The organism is Photobacterium phosphoreum, assembly GCF_002954725.1.
GTDB classification, from domain to species: domain Bacteria; phylum Pseudomonadota; class Gammaproteobacteria; order Enterobacterales; family Vibrionaceae; genus Photobacterium; species Photobacterium phosphoreum.
Genome location: NZ_MSCQ01000003.1, coordinates 201,964 through 224,432, shown reverse-complemented (window position 1 = coordinate 224,432; position 22,469 = coordinate 201,964). Strand labels below are relative to the sequence as shown.

General features: G+C 42.3%; 21 protein-coding genes and 1 pseudogene. 4 read left to right on the top strand and 18 right to left on the bottom strand.

The genetic code is table 11. The features are described from left to right. Positions 1–17 precede the first annotated feature (17 nt). From BTO21_RS18875 to acs, 13 genes are all read right to left on the bottom strand, one after another. The gene (locus BTO21_RS18875) at positions 18–587 is read right to left on the bottom strand and encodes an HGGxSTG domain-containing protein (protein WP_045031371.1); all 570 of its coding nucleotides are present in this window, start codon (positions 585–587) and stop codon (positions 18–20) included. A gap of 468 nt (positions 588–1,055) precedes the next feature. Continuing rightward, positions 1,056–1,466: a hypothetical protein gene (locus BTO21_RS18865; protein WP_052672701.1), complete on the bottom strand. Its 411-nt coding sequence runs from the start codon at positions 1,464–1,466 to the stop codon at positions 1,056–1,058. Positions 1,467–1,468: 2 nt separating this feature from the next. Further along, on the bottom strand, positions 1,469–1,675 hold the full coding sequence (locus BTO21_RS18860; protein WP_036788905.1) for a helix-turn-helix transcriptional regulator: 207 nt from the start codon (positions 1,673–1,675) through the stop codon (positions 1,469–1,471). 87 nt (positions 1,676–1,762) lie between these two features. Continuing rightward, positions 1,763–2,308: a hypothetical protein gene (locus BTO21_RS18855; RefSeq protein WP_128973093.1), complete on the bottom strand. Its 546-nt coding sequence runs from the start codon at positions 2,306–2,308 to the stop codon at positions 1,763–1,765. A gap of 135 nt (positions 2,309–2,443) precedes the next feature. Further along, positions 2,444–2,740: a DNA-binding transcriptional regulator Fis gene (fis, locus tag BTO21_RS18850; protein ID WP_005372656.1), complete on the bottom strand. Its 297-nt coding sequence runs from the start codon at positions 2,738–2,740 to the stop codon at positions 2,444–2,446. A gap of 23 nt (positions 2,741–2,763) precedes the next feature. Further along, the gene (gene dusB, locus BTO21_RS18845) at positions 2,764–3,729 is read right to left on the bottom strand and encodes a tRNA dihydrouridine synthase DusB (protein WP_045031435.1); all 966 of its coding nucleotides are present in this window, start codon (positions 3,727–3,729) and stop codon (positions 2,764–2,766) included. Positions 3,730–3,905: 176 nt separating this feature from the next. After that, the gene (gene prmA / locus BTO21_RS18840; protein WP_045031383.1) at positions 3,906–4,790 is read right to left on the bottom strand and encodes a 50S ribosomal protein L11 methyltransferase; all 885 of its coding nucleotides are present in this window, start codon (positions 4,788–4,790) and stop codon (positions 3,906–3,908) included. A gap of 167 nt (positions 4,791–4,957) precedes the next feature. After that, positions 4,958–6,412 carry a sodium/pantothenate symporter gene (gene panF, locus BTO21_RS18835; protein ID WP_045031385.1) on the bottom strand — a complete coding sequence of 485 codons (1,455 nt, stop codon included), beginning with the start codon at positions 6,410–6,412 and terminating at the stop codon, positions 4,958–4,960. Beyond that, a complete protein-coding gene (locus tag BTO21_RS18830) occupies positions 6,405–6,686 on the bottom strand; it encodes a YhdT family protein (protein WP_045031387.1) in 282 nt (93 codons plus the stop codon). The genes panF and BTO21_RS18830 overlap by 8 nt, the downstream gene beginning before the upstream one ends. Before the next feature lie 195 nt (positions 6,687–6,881). Continuing rightward, on the bottom strand, positions 6,882–8,225 hold the full coding sequence (gene accC / locus BTO21_RS18825; RefSeq protein WP_045031389.1) for an acetyl-CoA carboxylase biotin carboxylase subunit: 1,344 nt from the start codon (positions 8,223–8,225) through the stop codon (positions 6,882–6,884). A 15-nt stretch (positions 8,226–8,240) separates the two neighbouring features. Next, positions 8,241–8,702 (bottom strand): acetyl-CoA carboxylase biotin carboxyl carrier protein, encoded by a 462-nt coding sequence (gene accB, locus BTO21_RS18820; protein WP_045031391.1) that lies wholly within the window; start codon positions 8,700–8,702, stop codon positions 8,241–8,243. Positions 8,703–8,728: 26 nt separating this feature from the next. Beyond that, the gene (gene aroQ, locus BTO21_RS18815) at positions 8,729–9,181 is read right to left on the bottom strand and encodes a type II 3-dehydroquinate dehydratase (RefSeq protein ID WP_045031394.1); all 453 of its coding nucleotides are present in this window, start codon (positions 9,179–9,181) and stop codon (positions 8,729–8,731) included. A gap of 515 nt (positions 9,182–9,696) precedes the next feature. Further along, positions 9,697–11,646: an acetate--CoA ligase gene (gene acs, locus BTO21_RS18810; RefSeq protein WP_045031396.1), complete on the bottom strand. Its 1,950-nt coding sequence runs from the start codon at positions 11,644–11,646 to the stop codon at positions 9,697–9,699. Between the two features lie 362 nt (positions 11,647–12,008). Here acs and BTO21_RS18805 point away from each other — a divergent pair, with 362 nt between their 5' ends. Continuing rightward, positions 12,009–13,181, top strand: coding sequence for a 3-phenylpropionate MFS transporter (locus BTO21_RS18805; RefSeq protein WP_045031397.1), 1,173 nt, complete (start codon positions 12,009–12,011; stop codon positions 13,179–13,181). A gap of 202 nt (positions 13,182–13,383) precedes the next feature. Beyond that, positions 13,384–15,234, top strand: a pseudogene (locus tag BTO21_RS18800) (hybrid sensor histidine kinase/response regulator); the annotation flags it as partial. 76 nt (positions 15,235–15,310) lie between these two features. On the opposite strand, the gene BTO21_RS18795 reads toward BTO21_RS18800, so the two are convergent. The 4 genes from BTO21_RS18795 to aspA form a co-directional block, all read right to left on the bottom strand. Continuing rightward, positions 15,311–15,940: a response regulator gene (locus BTO21_RS18795; protein WP_045031399.1), complete on the bottom strand. Its 630-nt coding sequence runs from the start codon at positions 15,938–15,940 to the stop codon at positions 15,311–15,313. A 127-nt stretch (positions 15,941–16,067) separates the two neighbouring features. Continuing rightward, positions 16,068–16,568, bottom strand: coding sequence for a thioredoxin family protein (locus BTO21_RS18790; protein WP_052672702.1), 501 nt, complete (start codon positions 16,566–16,568; stop codon positions 16,068–16,070). 136 nt (positions 16,569–16,704) lie between these two features. Further along, positions 16,705–18,012: an anaerobic C4-dicarboxylate transporter gene (locus tag BTO21_RS18785; RefSeq protein ID WP_045031400.1), complete on the bottom strand. Its 1,308-nt coding sequence runs from the start codon at positions 18,010–18,012 to the stop codon at positions 16,705–16,707. A 114-nt stretch (positions 18,013–18,126) separates the two neighbouring features. Further along, positions 18,127–19,587 carry an aspartate ammonia-lyase gene (gene aspA / locus BTO21_RS18780; protein WP_082056898.1) on the bottom strand — a complete coding sequence of 487 codons (1,461 nt, stop codon included), beginning with the start codon at positions 19,585–19,587 and terminating at the stop codon, positions 18,127–18,129. A 448-nt stretch (positions 19,588–20,035) separates the two neighbouring features. On the opposite strand from aspA, the gene BTO21_RS18775 reads away from it, so the two are divergent. Then, positions 20,036–20,530, top strand: coding sequence for an FxsA family protein (locus BTO21_RS18775; RefSeq protein WP_045031402.1), 495 nt, complete (start codon positions 20,036–20,038; stop codon positions 20,528–20,530). Positions 20,531–20,611: 81 nt separating this feature from the next. On the opposite strand, the gene BTO21_RS18770 is transcribed toward BTO21_RS18775, so the two are convergent. Beyond that, positions 20,612–21,967: an MATE family efflux transporter gene (locus tag BTO21_RS18770; RefSeq protein WP_045031404.1), complete on the bottom strand. Its 1,356-nt coding sequence runs from the start codon at positions 21,965–21,967 to the stop codon at positions 20,612–20,614. A 206-nt stretch (positions 21,968–22,173) separates the two neighbouring features. Here BTO21_RS18770 and BTO21_RS18765 point away from each other — a divergent pair, with 206 nt between their 5' ends. Then, positions 22,174–22,464, top strand: coding sequence for a co-chaperone GroES (locus BTO21_RS18765; protein WP_045031406.1), 291 nt, complete (start codon positions 22,174–22,176; stop codon positions 22,462–22,464). Positions 22,465–22,469 lie beyond the last annotated feature (5 nt).

Here is a 22,469-nt window from a genome sequence, read left to right as displayed (position 1 = left end):
TGGTGGACGAATAATTATTATTTTATATCTAAGGCTGTACCTTTAAGGGGGCTATGCTTGTTGAGCCACTGATCAAGATATTCACGTTGTGGTTTACTTAATTCACTATTGTAGCTATTAGGCGTTAACTGAGGCAGGTAAACGGTAAAGCTAAGGTGCGCACTATGTTGTTCTTGGTAATAACGGTCTAGGGCGACTTGCAGCATCAATAACTCATTGGCTGATGTTAATTCCATGATTTGATACTTGAGCATTTCAAGTGGTATACGGTCTACATCAATTAAATAAAATACCTGTTGCCAGTCGATAGGTTGGGCGGTCATTAGCGCGTGTAGTCGCTCAAAACATTGGTATGCCCGTTGTTGGTAGTGTATGGGTATAGGTTCGCCAAAGTACCAACTAGGAAACTGTTTTAACGCATTGAGGCGAGATGCCATCTTTCCTTGTTCTGTTTTTGCACCTGTTGACTTACCGCCATGTAGTTTGCATCTTCCATTGCGCTTATTCCCCTTTCGCTTACAGGATTCACCATTGCGAGTTTTAGCACCACATAATGGCAATGATTCAAGGTTAAACCGTTTATTCATTAGGTTAGCTCCTATAAGTGCGAATTATGCTGGTGGGCTAATTGCGCACTTATTGGTTCGGTTCATGGGGTTTGTTTGAAGGGAAATTAATTTAATGACCACTTGTTAGCTTTAAAGGTGTGTCATTCAATAGCATTGTTTTCAAATTTTGACTGAATTGTTCAACCTTCTGTACGTATTGCGGCGTTTGTTTGTTATAGCTAGGGGTTGAGAGTAAGACCAGCATTTCCGTTATTGGGGCTATAGGATTAGGTTGGGTGTTATTAAATACTTTATTAGTGACCATTTTAATTACTCAAAGCATGGTAGATATATATAGATGAGGCTCATTTTGACCCCATAAACAATCGAAAAACGGCTTGTTAAGGTGTCTAAACTACCCCATAAATCATTGTAAAGTGGTGATGAATTCACCTTTTGGTGTTTATCAGCGACCTTAAATTATATTTATGGGGTTTATAGGGAACCTCAAAAACGTAAAGAACGTTTTTTGTATGTGACTACACCATCGTCAAAACGAATATTGGCTGATGGCTCATCGATATCTAGCCATGACAGCGCATATAAAATTGGCTGTTTATGAAAATGTTGTGCCCTACTGATACGAATCCAATCATGTTTTTCTAGCTCATCACGGCACTTGTATAAACGTTTTTTCTTCCATCCCCATTCTTGCATGATGGAGAGTGTTGCTTTTAGCATGCCATTATTGAAGCCTGTATATTGCTTCGTTATAAGCCAAAGTAATGCCTGTGCGTCATGATTTAATGTTTTGTAGTCTGGATGGTCGAAAATTTGATGTAATGCTTTAGTAAAACGCTCACTATTTTTATGGCGTCCATTTGGAAGCATACCTTTACTATTAGCTTTTCTTCCCATGATTAACGAGCCTCAATCCATGCTAAAAGCTCACTAAGCCGCCACGCGCAACTTCTGGCACCAAGATGAATACGAGCAGGGAATAGGCCTTTTTTTTCTAATTGATAGCACTGTGCACGACTAATAGACGTGATCAAGCGCCGCTCATCTTCTCTAATAAGACGTTCGGTAGTAATCGTTGCATTTTTAGGACTGAAAGTTGATGTCATCAGATAATCCTCTTTTGATTTCATATGTATTCAATGGAATTCATTATGAATAAAGGAAAATGCTGATGCTCGACAGCCGCCAGCGATTTAGATTAAATTTGGGTTTTGTTTAAAAAATGCTTCTAGCAGTGGAAGCGCTGCCGCGCAACTTCGGCCTCGACTTAAGATATACTCAGGTACAAGATTCGTTAATGCTTTTCGAATAATGCTAACTGAAGGAATAGGTAAGCTTACGAATAAGTAATTCCCAAGGTATTGGAGTAGCGCACCTACTTTCACACGTTGGCCATCTGTAAATTCGACAAACTTTATAACTGTTTGTACAAGTTTTTCGATGAGCGGGCGTTTAGCCAGATAGCTAACTCGACCACCATAAATAACTTGAACAATACTCGTTATAGCTCGCTTTAATGCAGGTGTTATGGGGTGTTGAATCTTGATGTATTCTTGGATTTCGTGATGGCGTAAGACTAACTGATAAATATCATCGATATACTGCAGGTGTTCTTTTTTTACTGATGTGTAAGTGATTTTACGAATTTCTTGAGTGATAGCATTGAGTGGGCTAGAGATCTGCTCAAGTTCTGATGACATTTTGTTTATGTCGATATGAATAAAGCGAGTATTCGTCATTATTTTACGTCTTACTTTGGATGGGTATAAGGGGTTAACAAATATTCAGGGGTACATATGAGGGTACATATAAAGAAAAAGCCATTTCCATACGAATGAAAATGGCTTTCTTTACAACAGTTTAGTCAGTTTTGACTAGTTCATGCCATATTTCTTTAGTTTCTTACGTAGCGTACCACGGTTGATACCCATCATGGTTGCAGCGCGAGTTTGGTTACCGCGCGTGTATTGCATGATAGTGTCTAGTAGTGGTTGTTCAACTTCTGCAAGCACAAGCTCGTACAGATCGTCGACTTCCTGACCATTTAATTGAGCAAGGTAGTTTTTAAGGGATGCCTTCACTGAATCACGTAATGGTTTCTGTGTGATTTGGTCTTGTGAAGTTACAGTTGTAACTGTTAACGCTTCGGAAGTCAGATTTTGTTCGAACATAATTCTGTAAGCTCTTCTAGTATTTATGCAACGTTTTCGAAGTAGCCTTGCAGCGCATCGATTTGCTGTTGAGCATCCTCGAGTGCGTTGAAGGTCCGGCGGAAATCACCTGCTGGTGCATGCTCTTTCAAATACCAAGACACGTGTTTACGTGCAATGCGTAATCCTAGGTAATCACCATAAAATTGGTGAAGTGCCGTAACATGACCCAACATAATTTCGCTGATTTCGTCAATTGACGGTGCAGCGAGGTGTTCACCGGTTGTTAAGTAATGGTGGATTTCTCTAAAAATCCACGGCTTTCCTTGTGCAGGTCGGCCAATCATTAGAGCGTCGGCACCGGTATAATCGAGTACAAAGCGTGCTTTCTCCGGGCTATCGATATCACCGTTAGCGATAACTGGGATCGAGATGGCTTGTTTCACCGCTCTAATGTAGTCATATTCCGCCTCACCTTTGTACATGCAAGCCTTGGTACGTCCATGAAGGGCGAGGGCCTGTATGCCGCATTGTTCGGCGAGTTTGGCTATGTTGACACAGTTTCTGTTGTCCAAGTCCCAGCCAGTACGGGTTTTAAGCGTAACGGGCACATCTACTGCGTCCACCACTGTACGAAGAATGTCTTCGATAAGATTGGGATACTGCAGTAGCGCAGAACCGGCTAATCGTTTATTTACTTTCTTGGCTGGGCATCCCATGTTGATATCGATGATTTGCGCACCGTTTTCAACACTGAATTGCGCAGCTTCGGCCATCAATTTTGGATCAGCACCTGCTATCTGAACCGAACGAATCCCTGATTCACCTTCGTGAACCATGCGATTGAGCGATTTAGACGTCTTCCAGAGATCTGGATTCGACGACATCATCTCGCTAACAGCCATGCCCGCACCGTAGCGAAGGCATAATTCACGAAATGGCCGATCGGTCACACCCGCCATTGGCGCGACTATCAGTTGGTTTTTAAGTTGATATGGACCGATATGCAAAATGTCTCTACCTGACTGTGCCAGTAAGGGCGCGCATTTTACGCATTTTTTACGCTGCTGAAAAGGCCAATAATTGAGCATGATGATTTTGTTTGTCAAAATCGTATGACTTTCAATCAATTGAACCGTTAAATTAATTAAAAATAATCAACAGCAGCAACCAATTACCGTAAATATTATGCTTTATGACCTGAGATACGACACCATTCTTCGCGTGCCATTACTGGATCTAATGTAATTTCATCGCTGTAATAGGTAGCAACATCTTCGGCTTGGCTTTCAAGTACACCAGAGATGGCTAAGTCACCGCCATGTTTCACTAGGCTCTTAATCACGGGTGATAGTTCACGCAATGGGCCAGCGAGAATGTTCGCAACAACGACGTCAGCTTGAATACCTTGTGGTTGATCTTGTGGCAGGTATAGCTCTAGATTGTCTGAAACACCATTGCGTTCAGCGTTATCACGAGAAGCTAAAATAGCTTGTGGATCGATATCAATACCGATCACTTTTGCTGCGCCTAATTTAAGTGCAGCAATGGCTAAAATACCTGAACCACAACCAAAATCGATGATGGTTTTACCAACTAGATCTTGACCGTCTAACCATTCAAGACACAATGATGTGGTTGGGTGAGTACCAGTACCAAATGCTAAACCTGGGTCTAACAATACATTGACGGCATTGGGTTCTGGTGCTTCATGCCAGCTTGGGCAAATCCACAAACGGCGACCAAAACGCATTGGGTGGAAATTATCCATCCACTCACGTTCCCAGTCTTTATCTTCTAATTGCTCAATTTTATAAGCAAAATCGTCAGCAATTAGCGGGCTATTGTTAAGCATGTTCAGCACGAAATCCATGTCGGCTTCAGCATCATACAAACCAATCACGTCAGTATCGCCCCATAAACGGGTTTCACCTGGCATCGGCTCGAAAACTGGCGTGTCTTGTGCATCAAGGAAAGTGGCGGATAGAGCACCAGTCTCTTCCATTAGCATATCGCCAATTGCTTCTGCGTTCTCTGCAGTAGCGTTCAGTTTAATTTGAATCCAAGGCATGGTTTATTCGCTTATTTTGTGACTACTTGAACATAGGGGGCGCAGTCTAGCATGAAATTTCACCAATCCCCATTAGCAGATAGCAAACAATCGATAAAAAAAAGAGAGAGCGGGTTGGCTCTCTCTGATTAATGTGTGGCTATGTTAGCGCAATTAACGGTGAAAAATCAGTTAACGTCGGCGATTTTCAATTTATTGGGGCGCGCATAGCTGCCGATAATAAACGCGATCAAACCAATGATTAATGTCGGTACGATGGCATGCATACCCCCCATATCAGGTTTACCTAACGATAACGCTAAGTAAGTGGTTAGCCCAACAATCATTGATGCAAAAGCACCCGTTGCTGATGCTTTTTCCCAATACAGTCCCAGTACTAAAGGCCATAGGAATACGGCTTGTAAGCTACCAAAGGCCAATAAGTTGAGCCAGATGATCATATTGGGTGGGTTCATTGCCGCTACAAAAACCAATGCTGAAAAAATAGCCGTTACCCATAATGATAATTTAGGTAACTTGGTTTCAGCGGCTTCACCCTCGGCAATTTTAGGATTGATATAATTAATATATAAATCTTTAAGCAAGGTTGCAGACGCTTGAATTAATTGGGAATCAATCGTCGACATAATGGCTGCCATTGGACCTGCTAAGAAGATCCCTGCAACCGCTGGTGGCAATACTGTCACCATTAAGATTGGCATGATCTGATCAGGACTGGCGATATTTGGCACGATGGCACGGCCTAGCGCACCGGCTAAATGCATACCAAACATTAATAGCGCGACCATAATGGTACTGATCACCATTCCTTTGTGCAGTGAGCGACTGTCTTTGTAGGACATGCAACGTACTGCAGCATGGGGCAATCCGATAACCCCAAAACAGACTAAGATCCAAAAGCTCAACATAAATGGTTGGCTTAAAAAATGGTGAGGGCCATAAGGTGATACTAATGCTGGATCAATGGAATGCAGCTTAGTGACAAGGGCACCAATACTGCCGCCAGTGTGAACGATCCCGACCAGAAGCGCGATCGTGCCAATGATCATCATGATCCCTTGAATGGTATCGGTCATGACGACCGCTCTAAAGCCACCAATAGTGGTATAGAGCCCAACCGTAATAGCAAATAGCATCAGCCCGTGAGTATAAGATAACCCAGTGACGGTTTGCAGCAAGCGTGCTCCACCAACAAATTGCACTACCATGGTGCCAAAGAAAGCCAGTAGCAGTGATAAGGATGCAAAGATCACCACCCCCTTATGTTGGTAACGCGCATATAAAATATCATTGAGGGTTAACGCATTATGACGTCGAGATTCAATCGCAAATTTTTTACCGAGCACACCCAATGTCAGCCATGCAGCGGGTAACTGGATCATGGCGAGTAATACCCATCCTAGCCCCATTTTATAAGCCGCTCCTGGGCCACCAATAAAGGTGCTGGCGCTGGCATAAGTAGCGGCAAGGGTCATGGCAAGGACAAAGCCACCCATGCTGCGACCACCGACGAGGTATTCAGTAAGGAAGTTACCTTTACTCTGAAAACGGCGGGTATAGAGTGCAACGCCAAAAACAGCGGCTAAATACAGCACCAAAGGAATGATAAGTTGGCTATTCATGTGGTTTATCGTCAGTTATTTCAAGAGGAAGATCGCGGTAAATAAATTTCACCATTAAGGCACACAGAATGGTAAAAACAATTGGACCAATGACACATGACAGCAAAAACCATAATGGGAAACCAAAATAGAGGGTTGGCATGCTGAGGTCATTAATAGCAGGGGCGAAGCCATAGGCGGAAACGTACCACCAAAGAAAATAAGCTAACGCAAGTCCTATCGCCCAGCGCGCTTCTTTATGCGCTTGACGGTAGCGGGCAGAAAGCGTTTTCATGCGGTTTCTCCAGTTGTGATGAGTAAAAGACTGATCAGTGAATTGAAATAATCACTGATAGTGGTTAAAAAAGGGCGCTATTGTGGCAAAAGATAGGGGTTTATGCCATGTCTAGTATCCAGCGTATAAAATGTGCTGTTGTTAAAAATAAAAAAGGCCACCCTTAGGTAGCCTTTTTAACGTTAAATAACGTTATTATTGTAAACCAAGCTTCTTCTCAAGGTAGTGGATGTTAGCGCCACCTTTTTGGAAGTTTTCATCAGCCATGATTTCTTGCTGAAGTGGAATATTGGTTTTAATGCCATCAATGATCATTTCACTTAATGCATTACGCATACGTGAGATTGCCACATCACGGTTTTCACCATACGCGATCAACTTACCAATCATTGAATCGTAGTAAGGCGGTACGGTGTAGCCAGTGTAGATATGAGATTCCCAACGAATACCCATGCCACCCGGTGAGTGGAAACGTGTGATCGTACCAGGGCAAGGAAGGAAACGCTCTGGATCTTCAGCATTAATACGACATTCAACTGCGTGACCGCGAATTTGAATATCTTTTTGGCTAAATGATAACGGTTGACCTGCCGCAATACGTAATTGCTCTTTAATCAGATCAATACCCGTAATCATTTCAGTCACAGGGTGTTCAACTTGAATACGAGTGTTCATTTCAATGAAGTAGAACTCACCGTTTTCATAAAGGAATTCAAACGTACCTGCACCACGGTAATTGATTTCAAGACAAGCACGAGTACAACGCTCACCGATGTATTTACGCATTTCTTCGGTAATACCGGGTGCTGGTGCTTCTTCAACTACTTTTTGGTGACGACGTTGCATTGAACAATCGCGCTCACCTAAATGGATTGCGCCACCTTGACCGTCTGCCAGTATTTGTACTTCGATGTGACGAGGGTTTTCAAGGTATTTTTCCATGTAAACCATGTCATTATTAAAGCAAGATTTTGCTTCTGCGCGAGTCATAGCAATCGCTTCAGTCAGTTCATTTTCAGAACGTACTACACGCATACCACGACCACCGCCGCCACCAGATGCTTTAATGATAACTGGGTAACCAATACGTTTAGCGAAAGATTTATTTTTCGCTTCATCGTCATCAAGTGGACCATCAGAACCTGGTACACAAGGGACACCGGCTTTTTTCATCGCGCTGATCGCTGAAACTTTATCGCCCATTAGACGAATAGTTTCTGCTTTCGGGCCAACAAAAATAAAACCAGAACGTTCTACTTGCTCGGCAAAATCAGCATTTTCAGACAAGAAACCGTAGCCAGGGTGAATCGCTACTGCGCCTGTGATTTCTGCTGCACTGATAATACGAGGAATATTCAGGTAACTGTCGATACCGCGTGCGGGACCAATACACACTGATTCATCTGCTAATAATACGTGTTTAAGATCACGATCTGCGGTTGAGTGAACAGCAACCGTTTTAATACCTAATTCTTTACATGCGCGAAGAATTCGAAGTGCAATTTCACCTCGGTTCGCAATTACTAATTTATCTAACATAGCCAGGAGCCTCGATTACTCGATGATTACAAGCGGTTGGTCGAATTCAATTGCATCGCCTTCTTGAGCAAGAATTGCAACGATCTTACCTGCTTTGTCTGCTTGAATTTGGTTCATCATCTTCATTGCTTCAACGATACATAGGGTATCGCCAATGTTGACTGATTGACCTACTTCAGCAAAGTTCTTTGCTTCAGGGCTTGGTGCGCGGTAGAAAGTACCAACCATTGGAGAAAGAATTTGATGACCAGCAGCAACAGCAGGTGCTACGGGTGCTTGGAATGCTGCGGGTGCTTCCACAACAGGTGCTGCTTGAACAGGTGCAGCCATAGGGGCAACAGCATATTGTTGTGGCATTGCCTGTAGTGGTACATTACGACTGATTCGAACAGATTCTTCACCTTCAGAAATCTCTAGCTCTGCAATACCAGATTCTTCAACCAGTTCAATTAGCTTCTTAATTTTACGAATATCCATTATTTTTCTCTTTATATATTGTTCAGTTAGCTATCTGCATGCAGGCGATTAGCCGCTGCCTGTAGGGCGAATTCATAACCGTCAGGGCCGAGGCCGCAAATCACTCCTACCGCTTTATCCGATAAGTAAGAATGATGACGAAAAGGTTCACGTGCGTGAACGTTAGATAAATGTACTTCAATAAACGGAATAGCAACCCCAAGTAAGGCATCACGAATAGCAATACTAGTGTGAGTGAAGGCTGCTGGGTTTATAATAATGAAATCCACGTTAGCATAGGCTTGGTGAATCGCATCAATCAACTCATGTTCCGCATTTGATTGAATGTGTTCTAATGTCACGCCGAGATCGACGGCTTTCATTGTTAATTGATGGACCAATTGCGTGAGTGTTTGTTGGCCATAATGATCCGGCTCACGTAAACCGAGTAAATTTAGGTTCGGTCCATTTATAAGTAAAATTCGTTTAACGGTCGGCATCTTGAGGTCTCATTAGTTATTTATGAGGTTAAACTCGAACAACTTGTAGCTATCTACAAGTTGACTTCCATGTGTCCGTTTTTTACTGCTAAACATTAATTGTGAACCAATTATAGAGAATTCAACGCAAATCGCAGCAAAATACTGGTCTAATCACCACTTTTTACGCGAACAGGTGTAAGCCGTTGTAAGAATGTTAGCGAATGTGAATGTACTCATCCTACGTTAATGTAGCGTAACTAAGTGCAAGAATTTAGTAATAAAACTGTGTTTTTGTTAGTCATTACTATGCAGTGATAATAGGGCTAAAAAAAAGACAATTTATAGGGTTGTTTCATGGTGTTATTTCAATAAATATTATCAATATCGAACCGGTTAACACGATATTTTAGCGTTAAGTAGCTTATCCTAAGCTGAATTAGTTTTAAATTATCATTAATGGCGGCGTAAAAAAAGACCACGTGTTGCGGTCTTTTGGGTTCCGTTTTATTGATTTTTTATTTTGTTAATTAGCTTCAAAGTAATTGCTGTTTTTCTGCAATCAGTTTATCAACCACACTGGGATCGGCCAGTGTCGATGTATCACCCAAGGAGTCGGTATCGCCTGTGGCTATTTTGCGAAGAATACGGCGCATAATTTTACCTGAACGGGTTTTAGGCAGTGCTGTTGTCCAGTGAAGGAAGTCAGGGGTTGCAATTGGACCGATTTCTTTACGTACCCAATCTTTCACTTGCTTATGTAATTCTGCGCTTGGAAATTCACCGTCATTAAGGGTGATATAGGCGTAAATCGCTTGGCCTTTGATCGCATGCGGTACACCGACTATCGCTGCTTCGGCTATTTTATCAAATGCCACCAACGCAGATTCAATTTCAGCAGTGCCCATGCGGTGACCGGAAATATTCAATACGTCATCAACGCGACCAGTGATCCAGTAGTAACCATCTTCGTCACGACGGGCACCATCGCCAGTAAAATACATACCAGGGAAAGTGGAGAAGTAGGTTTGCTCGAAACGTTCGTGATCGCCCCATAGAGTACGCATTTGTCCCGGCCATGAATCGGTCATGACTAAGTTACCATCCGTTGCGCCGTCTAAGATGTTACCGATATTATCAACCAACGCAGGTTGCACACCAAAAAATGGTCGAGTTGCTGAACCGGGCTTGAGTGCTGTTGCGCCAGGAAGTGGGGTGATAAGAATCCCACCTGTTTCTGTTTGCCACCACGTATCGACAATGGGGCAGTGACTATTGCCTATGGTGCGGTGATACCATTCCCATGCTTCAGGGTTAATCGGCTCGCCTACCGAGCCCATGATACGTAATGATGAACGGTTGGTGCCTGCGATAGCTTCATCACCTTTCGCCATTAATGCACGAATCGCGGTTGGGGCAGTGTAGAGAATATTGACTTGATGTTTATCAACCACTTCGCTCATACGACTGGTCGATGGATAGTTTGGTACCCCTTCAAACAATACTGTGGTTGCTCCATTGGCTAATGGCCCATAAACGAGATAACTGTGACCGGTGATCCAACCCACATCGGCGGTACACCAGTAAACATCCCCTGGTTGATAATCGAAGACATATTTAAAGGTCATTGTCGCATAAACCAGATACCCACCAGTGGTATGTAATACGCCTTTAGGTTTGCCCGTTGAGCCGGAGGTGTAGAGGATAAACAGTGGATCTTCTGCGTTCATTGGCTCTGGTGCGCAATGGTTAGAAGCGACTGCTGTTATTTGGTGCCACCATACATCGCGTTCACTATGCCATTCTACATTGCCGCCAGTGCGTTTAAATACCACTACTTTTTCAATACTGGTGACGAGTGGGTTAGCGAGTGCATCATCAACGTTTTGCTTTAAAGGTACAGCGCGACCACCACGAACACCTTCATCTGCGGTGATCACAACTTTTGCTTTGGAATCAATAATTCGGCCAGCAAGAGCCTCGGGGGAGAACCCCCCAAATACGATGGTGTGTACTGCGCCAATACGGGTACACGCTAGCATTGCAATAGCGGCTTCTGCGACCATTGGCATGTAAAGACACACTACATCGCCTTTACGCACCCCTTGGCTTTTGAGGGCGTTGGAAAATTGACACACTTGTTGATGAAGATCGTTATAAGTTAGGGTTGCATCGTCATTAGGATCATCGCCTTCCCAAATAATCGCCGCTTGATCACCCCGATCAGCAAGATGACGATCAATACAGTTGGCTGAGACATTAAGCTCACCATCTTCAAACCATTTAATACTGACATGGCCGCTATCAAATGAGGTGTTCTTCACTTTAGTGTAAGGAGTGATCCAATCAAGGATTTGTCCATGCTGACGCCAGAAACCTTGAGGATTTATAGTTGATTGTTGGTACATCTCACGATATTGGTCATCATTAATATGGGCATTGGTGGCAATTGCACTATCGACCGGATAAATATGAACCTCACTCATCCTTGTTCTCCTTGAGTTCTTTCCCTGCGTGGGTATTGATGTCTGTAATATCTAACAAACAATGGTTTAGACGGTATTAGCAGTTAAAGTGGATGATTATGTGATTATCGACAATTAGACTTTAGGATGAGATCGAAGCATAAAGTGGTGTGTTTTGCATGTTGCATAAAGGTTACATTTTGTTTTGTGCGCTGTCTTATTTGTTAACAGTGATTTTATTGGAAAATAGAGTGTGACAATGATCGCAACTAGCTTGCAAAGATGTGTTATTTACGAGTAAAAATGACCTAACTATTACGGGGTAGTGGTTGATTTACGGCATAATAGCTTAGTTTTTCATCTACCACATTTTGAGATCTATTATGTTTAAAAGTAAGCCTTATGGCTGGACATCCCAATATTTATTGGGATTTTTCTTTTCTTATGGGGTGTATTTACCCTTTTGGGCGATTTGGTTTAAACATGTAGGGGTTGATGACTCTAATATTGGATTGCTATTAGGGTTAGGTTTCGCTGTGCGCTGTATTGCTAATCTGGTGATCACGCCACGGATTCATAAAGTTGAACATTTAATTCCAGCACTGCGTGGTTTTACATTACTTGGGCTGGTGGCGTGTATTATTTATATTGTCTGCGGTGGAAATTTATTGGCATTGGCGGCAGTAACCGTTTTATTTAATTTATCTGCTGGGCCAATTGTGCCAATTTCAGATGCCATTACTAACCATTATGCTAAAGAAGGCCATTTAGATTATGGTCGCACTCGTTTATGGGGTTCAATTGCGTTTATTGCTGGCTCGACTGTGGTTGGTTTATGTGCTCAGCGTTATGGCGCAGATATTATTCCGTGGGTGGCGTTAGCAGGTTTAGGCTTTGCACAAATAATGGCAGCCCGTAACCCAGTCGTGATGCCAGTTGATGTTAATAGCCACCAACAAGCTCGCCCAGCATTAATGCATATTTTACGCGATAGCTCAGTGATTAAATTAATGTTAATTGCGGCACTGTTGCAGGGCAGTCATGCCGCATATTATGGCTTTAGCTCAATTTATTGGCAAAAAATTGGCTTTGATGAATCCATGATTGGTTATTTATGGAGTTTCAGTGTTGCCGCAGAAGTAGGGATGTTCCTAGTAAGTAAGCGCTTATTTGCTAATTGGTCGATTAACAACATGTTCCGTTTAGCCGCTGTGGGTGTGTTAGTGCGTTGGGGATTAACCGCGACCATTACTGATCAATGGGCAATGTTTGCGGTGCAGTCATTGCACAGCGTGACATTTGCTGCGGCTCACTTGGCAGCTATTCGTTATATTGAGCGTTCACCAAGCAATCATATGGTGGCTCTGCAGTCGTTGTATAACGCGATTCCGTTAGGTGCTGTAATGGCAATTTTAACGTCAATCAGTGGTTGGGTTTATGGCGATTGGGGCGCGGATGTGTTCTGGGTTATGGCGGTGATGGCTGTGCCCGTGTTCTTTATTCGTTTACCGTTACCGGGTAAGCAACCACAGTCGTTAACGCCACAAATAAATTAAAAGCTCAAAACATAATAATAACGGTGATATGAAGCGTACCTATTTAACGGGTACGCTTTTTTTGTCTAAATATTGCTCCTTAGCGCGTAATAACAATATTAACGTTACCCTAATATTTGTGATCAGTGTCGATTGAGCCAAGGTCAGGAACTCCGTTACAGTGGGAGGGGATAATTAAGAGACGTTGATAATGGATGCCATAATAACAGTGATGGAGCTTGAAACATTAGCGGCAAGGTTTGTTGGCCGTAAACGTATACAGCAAGCTTTTAGTCAATTTTCAAAGCAACAACAATGTCCGTTGTTAGCTGACCAACAAGCATCACCCGCTATAATTTCACACACAGAAAAAGTATTAGCCTCTGTTTTCGGAGAAGTATCAGCGAAGTTGGTACTTACTTCTGCACTGCAAGGGCGAAATATGCAACTGGAGGATGTTGCAACTATCGTTGATGAAGCATCAGAGATGTTTGATTTTAGCCGCGGCTTATTACAAGGAGCAATTGAGCATATTAGCCAAGGTATTGCTGTGGTTGATAAACAGTTGCGGCTGGTGGCATGGAATCAACGTTATTTAGAATTATTTACCTTTCCGGCCGAACTTATTCAAGTAGGGCGACCTATTACAGATGTGATTCGGTATAACGCCCAACAAGGATTATGTGGTGAGGGGGATCCTGAACTGCATGTGGCCAAACGAGTTCAACATCTACAACGAAGAACCGCCCATACTTCGTCACGGGTGCGCGCTGATGGTCAGGTGATTGAGGTTCAAGGTAATCCGATGCCTGGCGGCGGATTTGTGATGAGTTTTAGTGATATTACCGCTTTTCGCCAAGCCGAAGCGGCACTTAAAGAGTCCAATGAGAATTTAGAAGCACGCGTTAAAAAACGGACTCAGCAATTAGAACAACTCAATCAGCAATTGGTGGTGGCAACGCAACAAGCAGAATCACAAGCCCGTTCTAAAAGCCGATTTTTAGCAGCGGTGAGTCATGATTTAATGCAACCGCTTAATGCAGCAAGGTTATTCTCATCATCATTAGTTGAAGTTAGTGAGGGTCAGCAAAGCGCTCGACTTGCATCCCATATCACCAGTGCATTAAGTGCTGCTGAGGATTTAATTGGCGACTTATTAGATGTATCACGTTTAGAAGCTGGAAAACTAGCTTCTCATCGTGTGCCATTGCGAGTAAGTGATGTTTTAAGTGTGCTGCAAGCCGAATTTGGCATCTTGGCGTTAGATCAGCAAATTGATTTTAACGTCGTGATGAGTGATGCGGTGATCCTTTCTGACGGTAAATTACTGCGACGTGCATTACAAAACTTTTTAACCAATGCTTTTCGTTATAATCCTCAAGGACGAGTGTTATTAGGTGTGCGTCGTCGTGGTGACCGACTCTTGATTGAGGTGTGGGACAATGGTCCCGGTATCCCTATTGATAAACAAGCCGATATTTTTGATGAATTTACGCGAATGGATCAAACGGGAGCAGAGCATGGATTAGGGTTGGGGCTAGCGATAGCGCGAGGAATTTCACGGGTTTTAGATCATCCATTGGGATTGCGATCATGGCCTCAACACGGCACAGTATTCTCATTATCAGTTGGGCGTATTTCGCCTTCAATGTTGCCATTAAAAACGCCGCAATTATCGCATTCGGCAGGGGGATCATTAGCGGGATTAAAGGTTCTGTGCATAGATAATGAATCGAATATATTAGTCGCGATGACGACCTTATTAGAACAATGGCATTGTGAGGTGCGTACTGCTGTAAATAAAGCCCAAACGATGAAACAACTTACAGATGGTTGGCTGCCTGACGTAATCTTAAGTGATTATCATCTTGCCAAGCAGCAAACAGGATTGGAGATTCTCTTGTGGTGTCGAACGCAATTGGGATCGCATTTTAAGGGGGTAGTGATTAGTGCTGATCGGTTAACTGACAATCAAACGATGATTCGGGACCATGGTTTTAGCTTCTTAAGTAAGCCCGTAAAACCTTTGAAGTTACGAGCGATATTAAATCAGTGCCTAATATCCGCACCATAAAATGACGCTTAAAAAAGGGCGTCATAATTAAGGTATAGCAAAGTTATCTCGTAATAAGATTACTGTGCTTGGCGGATTAATCGATTTCTAACTGTTGTAATAAAATGACGGCTTGGGTGCGATTTTTAACGTTTAATTTGCGAAAAATAGCCGTCATATGCGCTTTGATTGTGGCTTCAGAGACACTCAAGTCATAGGCTATTTGTTTGTTGAGTGAGCCTTCGGTCAGCATGGTTAATACTTTATATTGCTGTGGTGTTAGCGCGGCAATTTTAGTGGCAAGTTGTTGATGATGATCATTGGGAGTGATGGTAGTCGGAAAATAAGGTTCACCATTAAGAATTTGTTTTAAGGCATTTAATAATGTCTGCATATCACTGGATTTGGGAATAAACCCAAATGCGCCATGATTATAAACTTGTTGAACAACGCAGTCTTCTTCGCTGGCAGAAATGACCACAATCGCCAGTTCAGGGTATTGTTGACGTAATTGAATAAGCCCAGACATACCATTTGATCCCGGCATTTTCAGATCGAGTAATAATAGGTCGACATCATCGGTTTTTTCTAACAATAAAAATAACGAATTTTGTGAATCTGCTTCAATGAGGTTAGCACCGCTGATAGCCATCTGAAGCGATTGAAATAAGGCACTACGAAACAATGGGTGATCATCGGCGATAACAATAGTGTATTGCACGTCCATGGCGATGCCTGTGGTAGTAGTTAGTATTTTCACGTTAACACCTCAGTAACTAAGGTGCAATTTAGTCACGGTTGAGATTAGATCTTGATCGCGCTTAGCGTTATTTATATTGCAATTATTCTGGTTATTATGGGGTCTTTTGTGAGGCTGATGATGGTGCTGGAGAGAACATCGGTAGCTGTAAATAGTGACTAAAATCATCAGCGTTAATAAAGCCGCTGATCGTTGCTTGGGGTAACGGGTTACCTTGAGGATCCCAAAATAACAAACTAGGAAAACCGATAATTTGAAGGTGTTGCATTAAGGCGATATCAGCTGCGTTATTGGCGGTAACGTTCGCTTTTAAACGGGTGAATTTATTGAGTTGAGGGATCACTTTGGTCGCAGGAAAGGTTTTTTGAGTTAAGGCTATACAGGGGGAACACCATTCAGCATAGACATCAAGTAATACTGGGTGTTGTTGTTGAGCAGCTATTTTAAGGGCTCGGTTTAATTCTACAATCGAAGTTATCGGGGTAAAAGTTAACGCCATTGGCGCGGGTTTTTTCCAATAAAAGTAACCACTCACTATTATCATAATAGCTATGACTAAGCCTCCAAAAGCGTATTTTGTCTTGAGATTGATCATCAATAAACATCCTTGTTGTCGCTATTGGTCATTTTAACTTTTACGATACCCTATTATCAGCTTAGCAATTATTTATCTTTAGCGAAAAAAAAGCTGCTCGAAAGCAGCTTTTGAATAACCTCGAGCAAGTTGTTAATTATAAAATAAAACTACCGAATAAGAAGCCTAAAGCCACTGATGTAGAAATGGTAACCACACCTGGTATAAAAAATGGGTGGTTAAAGACTAAGTTACCAATTCGGGTTGAACCGGTATCATCCATTTCCACCGCAGCCAGTAGTGTTGGGTAGGTTGGTAATACAAACAAAGCACTTACCGCTGCAAAAGAAGCAACCATGGTCAGTGGAGCAACACCAATAGCTAAAGCTGCAGGCATTAATGCTGTAGTGGTTGCACCTTGTGAGTAAAGTAACATTGAAGCAAAGAATAGAATCAGTGCTAGCATCCAAGGGTGGCTGCTTAATAACGATCCTGCGATTTCTTTAATGCCGTCAACGTGAGCATTCACAAAGGTTGCGCCTAACCATGCCACACCCAGTACACAAATACAGGCGGTCATGCCTGAGCGGAACGTTGGTGCGGATGGGATTTCAGCTGCATCAATTTTGGTTACCCATACCGTTACTGCAGCAGAGGTAAGCATCACTGCAATAATGGCCTCATTACGGCCTAATGTTGGATTAGTAATTAAACCAATAGAGTGAGAGATAGCTGCGGCATAACAAACCACTAATACAATCGCAGTAATGAAAATATAGGTTGCTTTGCGTGCGGTTGGCTTAATGTCACGTTTACCTGCTTGTTCAATATTAACTAAGCCTTTGGCTAAACGATCTTGGTAAACAGGATCATCTTTTAGCTCACATCCCATGAAGTTAGCGACAAAAGCACCGACCATACAAGCAATAAAGGTGGTTGGAATACAAATAGCCAGTAGCGTAATGTAACTCACGCCAACAGGTTCAAGGATACCAGAGAAGAAGACTACCGCCGCTGAGATAGGAGAGGCAGTGATCGCGATCTGTGAGGCAATAACGGCAATAGAAAGGGGACGAGAAGGGCGAATGCCTTGACCTTTAGCTACTTCAGCAATAACAGGTAAGGTTGAAAAAGCGGTATGCCCAGTTCCGGCTAACACTGTCATTAAATAAGTGACTATAGGCGCATAGAAGGTAATGCGCTTAGGGTGTTTACGAAGAAAGTTTTCTGCAATTTCTACCAGCCAATCCATTCCGCCAGCCACTTGCATTGCTGCAATCGCGGTGATCACTGACATGATAATTAAAATAACATCAATAGGGATCAATGACTCACTAGTGGGCATTCCAAACACTAATGATAATACCAACACACCAGCACCGCCGGCAAAACCAATACCAATACCGCCAATTCTGGAGCCTAAATAAATAAAGCCCAGAACGACCAAGAGTTCAATTCCAGTCATAGAATTTTTCCTGTCTAAAAGTTTAAAAGATAAAAATAAAAAAGAGGATTTGTTCACAAAAAAAAAGCGGATAATCAAGTGACAATCCGCTGGTATTCTCTGGCGCTAACGCTTTTAGTTGTAACGTTTCGCTTTATATTGAGGATGCATTAAGTTCTCGATAGAGAAGATATCATCTAATTGCTCTGCCGTCAGCAATCCACGCTCAAGCACCACTTCACGGACGCTCTTACCTGTCTCTGCACAAATCTTACCAACAATGTCACCTTCGTGGTGGCCAATGAATGGGTTTAGGTAAGTCACGATACCGATAGAATTAAAGACGTAGCTTTCACAGACTTCTTTATTAACCGTAATACCTTCGATGCACTTATCACGTAGGTTGATACATGCATTTTTAAGAAGGCTAATGGATTCAAAGATTGCTTGACCAATAACAGGTTCCATTACGTTTAATTGTAATTGACCCGCTTCTGCTGCAAAGGTAATTGTGGTGTCATTACCAATAACTTTAAAGCAAACTTGGTTTACCACTTCAGGGATCACTGGGTTTACTTTTGCTGGCATGATAGAAGAGCCTGCTTGCATTTCTGGTAGGTTAATTTCATTTAGGCCAGTACGAGGGCCTGAAGAAAGTAAACGTAAGTCGTTACAAATCTTAGATAATTTAACTGCTGTACGTTTTAACGCGCCGTGAACCATTACGTAAGCACCACAGTCTGATGTTGCTTCGATAAGATCTTCAGCTGCAACAACAGGCAAACCTGTGATTTCAGCAAGACGTTGAACAGACAGTTGTTGGTAACCCGTTGCCGCGTTTAGACCAGTACCAATCGCTGTCGCACCTAGGTTAACTTCAAGCAATAGTTGCGCAGTGTATTGAAGGTTTTTAATTTCTTCTTTTAGTAATACGCCGTACGCATGGAATTCTTGACCAACAGTCATTGGCACTGCGTCTTGAAGTTGGGTACGACCCATTTTTAGAATGCTTGCAAATTCAGTTGCTTTAACATCGAATGCGGTTTTTAAGTAATCTAGTGCTTCTAGCATGCTAATGATGCTGTTGTATACCGCAACGCGGAAGCCTGTTGGGTAAGCACAGTTTGTTGATTGTGACTTGTTAACGTGATCATTTGGGTTAACGATATCGTAGCGACCTTTTTCTTCGCCCATGATTTCAAGCGCAAGGTTAGCAATAACTTCGTTGGTGTTCATGTTAACTGATGTGCCTGCGCCACCTTGAAAAACGTCTGATGGGAATTGATCCATGCAACGGCCAGTATCAAGGATAAGATCACACGCTTGAACAATGTAGTTACCGATATCAGAAGGAATTGCGCCAAGCTCTTTGTTGGCCATTGCTGCTGCTTTTTTGGTAAAGACCATACCACGTACAAATTCAGGAACATCTGAAATTGTTGTGTTTGAAATATTGAAGTTCTCAATAGCACGTAGCGTGTGAATACCCCAATAAGCATCTGCAGGAACATGGCGTTCGCCAAGTAGATCTTCTTCTATACGGGTTGCAACATTCAGTGTCGCTTCATTTTTTTCAAGATCAATCATCTGAGACATAATATAGCCCTTAGCAAATCTTTATAATTAAAATCAATGAGTAAGCCAACAGTTAGAGCGATAATCCATTGTCGCAACGTTGTGGCGAGATGATCGTACCTGACATCTTAATTGAGGCTGATAATACTCCCCTCAACCGCTAAAAACATAATCCAGATCACTTTTTACGAGAGCTTGTTAATCTTTGCACAGAAACGCGATCTCTTTCACATTTTCTGTTAACAGTAGCACGTTATTTTGCTCTTAAAATGAATAAAAATGACAAGATGTGAATAAAATGTAGGAAAGTAGGCAAAGGTTTTGGGATCTGATTCAAATTATAATATTGTATTATTTGTTAACACTTTTCGATGTGTTAATGGCATTAGTAATGAGTAATTAGACGTAAAATCAGGTAAGGTTTATTGCTATGCGTCAGTATAAAATCATTTAATCAAAGGGGTTATTTGTGTTTCCACTATTAATGTTGCTGTTTATTGTGGTGCCAATGGTTGAAATTGGCTTATTCATTCAGGTGGGTGGCTTATTAGGGCTTTGGCCAACGATCGCGATTGTTTTTTTAACGGCAGTTATTGGAGCATCGTTAGTGAGAAGCCAAGGTATTGCAACCTTAATCTCTGTTCAGAAGAAGCTGCAACAAGGTGAAGTACCAACTCAAGAAATTATTGAAGGGATGTTGTTAGCCGTGGCTGGAGTATTATTACTAACGCCAGGATTTATGACCGATGCGTTAGGGTTAGTCTTATTATTGCCACTTTCACGAGCTAAGGTCGCACGACTATTAATGCAGAAAGTGACCTTGAAAAATAGCTTTAATCCATTCGGTGGTGGTTTTTCACATCATACTCATTCAAAAGATGCAGCCAATGGTGATGTGTTTGATGGTGAGTTTGAACGTAAGGATGACCATAATAATAACAATTCCAATCCTCGTCTGCCTTAAATGTAACATCGATATAGCTGAAATTTACTAAATAAAAAAAGCAGCCATGGCTGCTTTTTTTATTCATGCTATTCATATTTATTACTGCGGTGAAAGCATGCTATTACGCAGTTTTCGCGCATAGTAATAAGCACCAATCCCACTGACAACATTGGCAGCAGCAATGCCAATAAATAGCCCTTCAGTCCCATAAAGATAACTGCCAATCCATGCTGCAGGCAGTAATAACACAAACAGTCGCAGCAGATTCCAACACAGTGCATAAATGGTTTTATGTAACGCATTAAGCGCACTAATTAACAGCATACAAATTGCTTGTAATCCATAACTGGCAGGCACTACTAATAAGTAATGCCACAATTGATTTTGAACCACACCATCTTTAGAGAACAGTGCCGCTAAAGGCATGCTTAATGGCACCATCGCAATAAAAACCAATAACTGAAATCCAAGCGCAAAATGCATGGCAGTAAAGAGCGCGCTAAATGCCCGCTGTGGTTTTTGTGCGCCTAAGTTTTGCGCCATAAAAGGCATTAATGCAGAGCCAAGTGCCATCATTACAATTACTAATAATGATTCGACCCGCATCGCGGCACCATAAGCGGCAACCGAGGCAGTACTCTGACTTGCGAGTAAAGCCATTAATAATGCCCCTGACAGTGGATTAAGTGCCGTTGATAAACCGGCAGGTACACCAATATGTAAAATTTGTTGCCAGTCGTTTTTTAATAAGCGCCATTGCGGCAAGATCAGTAATTTTTCGCGTTGATAAAGCAGATATAACGATGCAATAAGTGCAAACACCCAACTAATGCCACTGGCAATGGCTGCGCCTTTGACGCCTAAAGCAGGAAAAGAGCCATAACCAAAGATCAATAGCGGATCTAATAAACCGTTTATAATCCCCGCGATCACCATGATCTTAGCCGGACTTTTGGCATCTCCTGTAGCGCGAATGGCACTATTACCTGCCATTGGGATCACCAGTAAAGGGATCGCGATGTACCACACCGTCATATACTGTTCGATGATTGGCAGTAATTCAGCTGACGCTCCCATTAAGGTGAATAATGGCTTAATGGTGAGCAAGCCAATACTGGAGCCGATAATCATTAATAACAGGCTTAGTAATAGCCCATGAGTGGTAATCCGAGCCGCACTGTGACTATCACCTTGACCCAGCATACGTCCAATACTGGTCGAGATACCGACGTTCATCCCCATGGTGATACAGTTAAGGCCAAAGGTGACTGGAAAAGTAAAACTCACCGCTGCGAGTGCATTTGTGCCCAAGCGTGAAATAAAGAAAGTATCGACTAAATTAAACATTAAAATCGCGATCATGCCAAATACCATTGGCACTGCTAAACGACGTAATGCATCAGGTATAGGGGCCGATAATAATCCATGTTTATCTGACTTGAGTAGTGTTGCCATAGTGGTCTCAAAATAAGGATGCTTGCATACCCTAATGCAAAGTGTGTGATCGGGCAAAATTTCTCAAATAAATAACAAAAAAAAACCGCCTAAACCTTGCGATTTAGAAATTAGACCCAACATCTTACCCATATAGAAGTCATACAAGTGAGAGCTTGTGGGCTTCAAATCATGGACATTACCTTAATTATCAGGAGAGACGACCAATGAACATTCGTCCTTTACACGACCGTGTTATCGTTGAACGCCAAGAAGTTGAATCTAAGTCTGCCGGTGGCATCGTGTTAACTGGTTCTGCAGCTGAAAAATCTACTCGCGGTAAAATCCTTGCAGTAGGTAAAGGTCGCATTCTTGAAAATGGCACGATTCAACCGCTTGATGTACAAGTGGGCGATGTGGTTATTTTTGCAGAAGGCTACGGCACTAAAACTGAAAAAATTGACGGTAAAGAAGTTCTTATCATGTCTGAAAATGACATTATGGCAATCGTTGAATAATCCGA

What these genes read in the sequence shown, in the direction of transcription:
- acs (WP_045031396.1), bottom strand. Translation starts at nt 11,646, where the DNA reads ATGAGTGAGGTTCATATTTATCCGGTCGATAGTGCAATTGCCACCAAT.
- BTO21_RS18770 (WP_045031404.1), bottom strand. Translation starts at nt 21,967, where the DNA reads ATGGCAACACTACTCAAGTCAGATAAACATGGATTATTATCGGCCCCT.
- BTO21_RS18790 (WP_052672702.1), bottom strand. Translation starts at nt 16,568, where the DNA reads ATGATCAATCTCAAGACAAAATACGCTTTTGGAGGCTTAGTCATAGCT.
- aroQ (WP_045031394.1), bottom strand. Translation starts at nt 9,181, where the DNA reads ATGCCGACCGTTAAACGAATTTTACTTATAAATGGACCGAACCTAAAT.
- aspA (WP_082056898.1), bottom strand. Translation starts at nt 19,587, where the DNA reads ATGTCTCAGATGATTGATCTTGAAAAAAATGAAGCGACACTGAATGTT.
- panF (WP_045031385.1), bottom strand. Translation starts at nt 6,412, where the DNA reads ATGAATAGCCAACTTATCATTCCTTTGGTGCTGTATTTAGCCGCTGTT.
- BTO21_RS18795 (WP_045031399.1), bottom strand. Translation starts at nt 15,940, where the DNA reads ATGGACGTGCAATACACTATTGTTATCGCCGATGATCACCCATTGTTT.
- BTO21_RS18765 (WP_045031406.1), top strand. Translation starts at nt 22,174, where the DNA reads ATGAACATTCGTCCTTTACACGACCGTGTTATCGTTGAACGCCAAGAA.
- BTO21_RS18785 (WP_045031400.1), bottom strand. Translation starts at nt 18,012, where the DNA reads ATGACTGGAATTGAACTCTTGGTCGTTCTGGGCTTTATTTATTTAGGC.
- prmA (WP_045031383.1), bottom strand. Translation starts at nt 4,790, where the DNA reads ATGCCTTGGATTCAAATTAAACTGAACGCTACTGCAGAGAACGCAGAA.
- accB (WP_045031391.1), bottom strand. Translation starts at nt 8,702, where the DNA reads ATGGATATTCGTAAAATTAAGAAGCTAATTGAACTGGTTGAAGAATCT.
- BTO21_RS18860 (WP_036788905.1), bottom strand. Translation starts at nt 1,675, where the DNA reads ATGACATCAACTTTCAGTCCTAAAAATGCAACGATTACTACCGAACGT.
- BTO21_RS18875 (WP_045031371.1), bottom strand. Translation starts at nt 587, where the DNA reads ATGAATAAACGGTTTAACCTTGAATCATTGCCATTATGTGGTGCTAAA.
- BTO21_RS18830 (WP_045031387.1), bottom strand. Translation starts at nt 6,686, where the DNA reads ATGAAAACGCTTTCTGCCCGCTACCGTCAAGCGCATAAAGAAGCGCGC.
- BTO21_RS18855 (WP_128973093.1), bottom strand. Translation starts at nt 2,308, where the DNA reads ATGACGAATACTCGCTTTATTCATATCGACATAAACAAAATGTCATCA.
- BTO21_RS18865 (WP_052672701.1), bottom strand. Translation starts at nt 1,466, where the DNA reads ATGGGAAGAAAAGCTAATAGTAAAGGTATGCTTCCAAATGGACGCCAT.
- accC (WP_045031389.1), bottom strand. Translation starts at nt 8,225, where the DNA reads ATGTTAGATAAATTAGTAATTGCGAACCGAGGTGAAATTGCACTTCGA.
- BTO21_RS18805 (WP_045031397.1), top strand. Translation starts at nt 12,009, where the DNA reads ATGTTTAAAAGTAAGCCTTATGGCTGGACATCCCAATATTTATTGGGA.
- fis (WP_005372656.1), bottom strand. Translation starts at nt 2,740, where the DNA reads ATGTTCGAACAAAATCTGACTTCCGAAGCGTTAACAGTTACAACTGTA.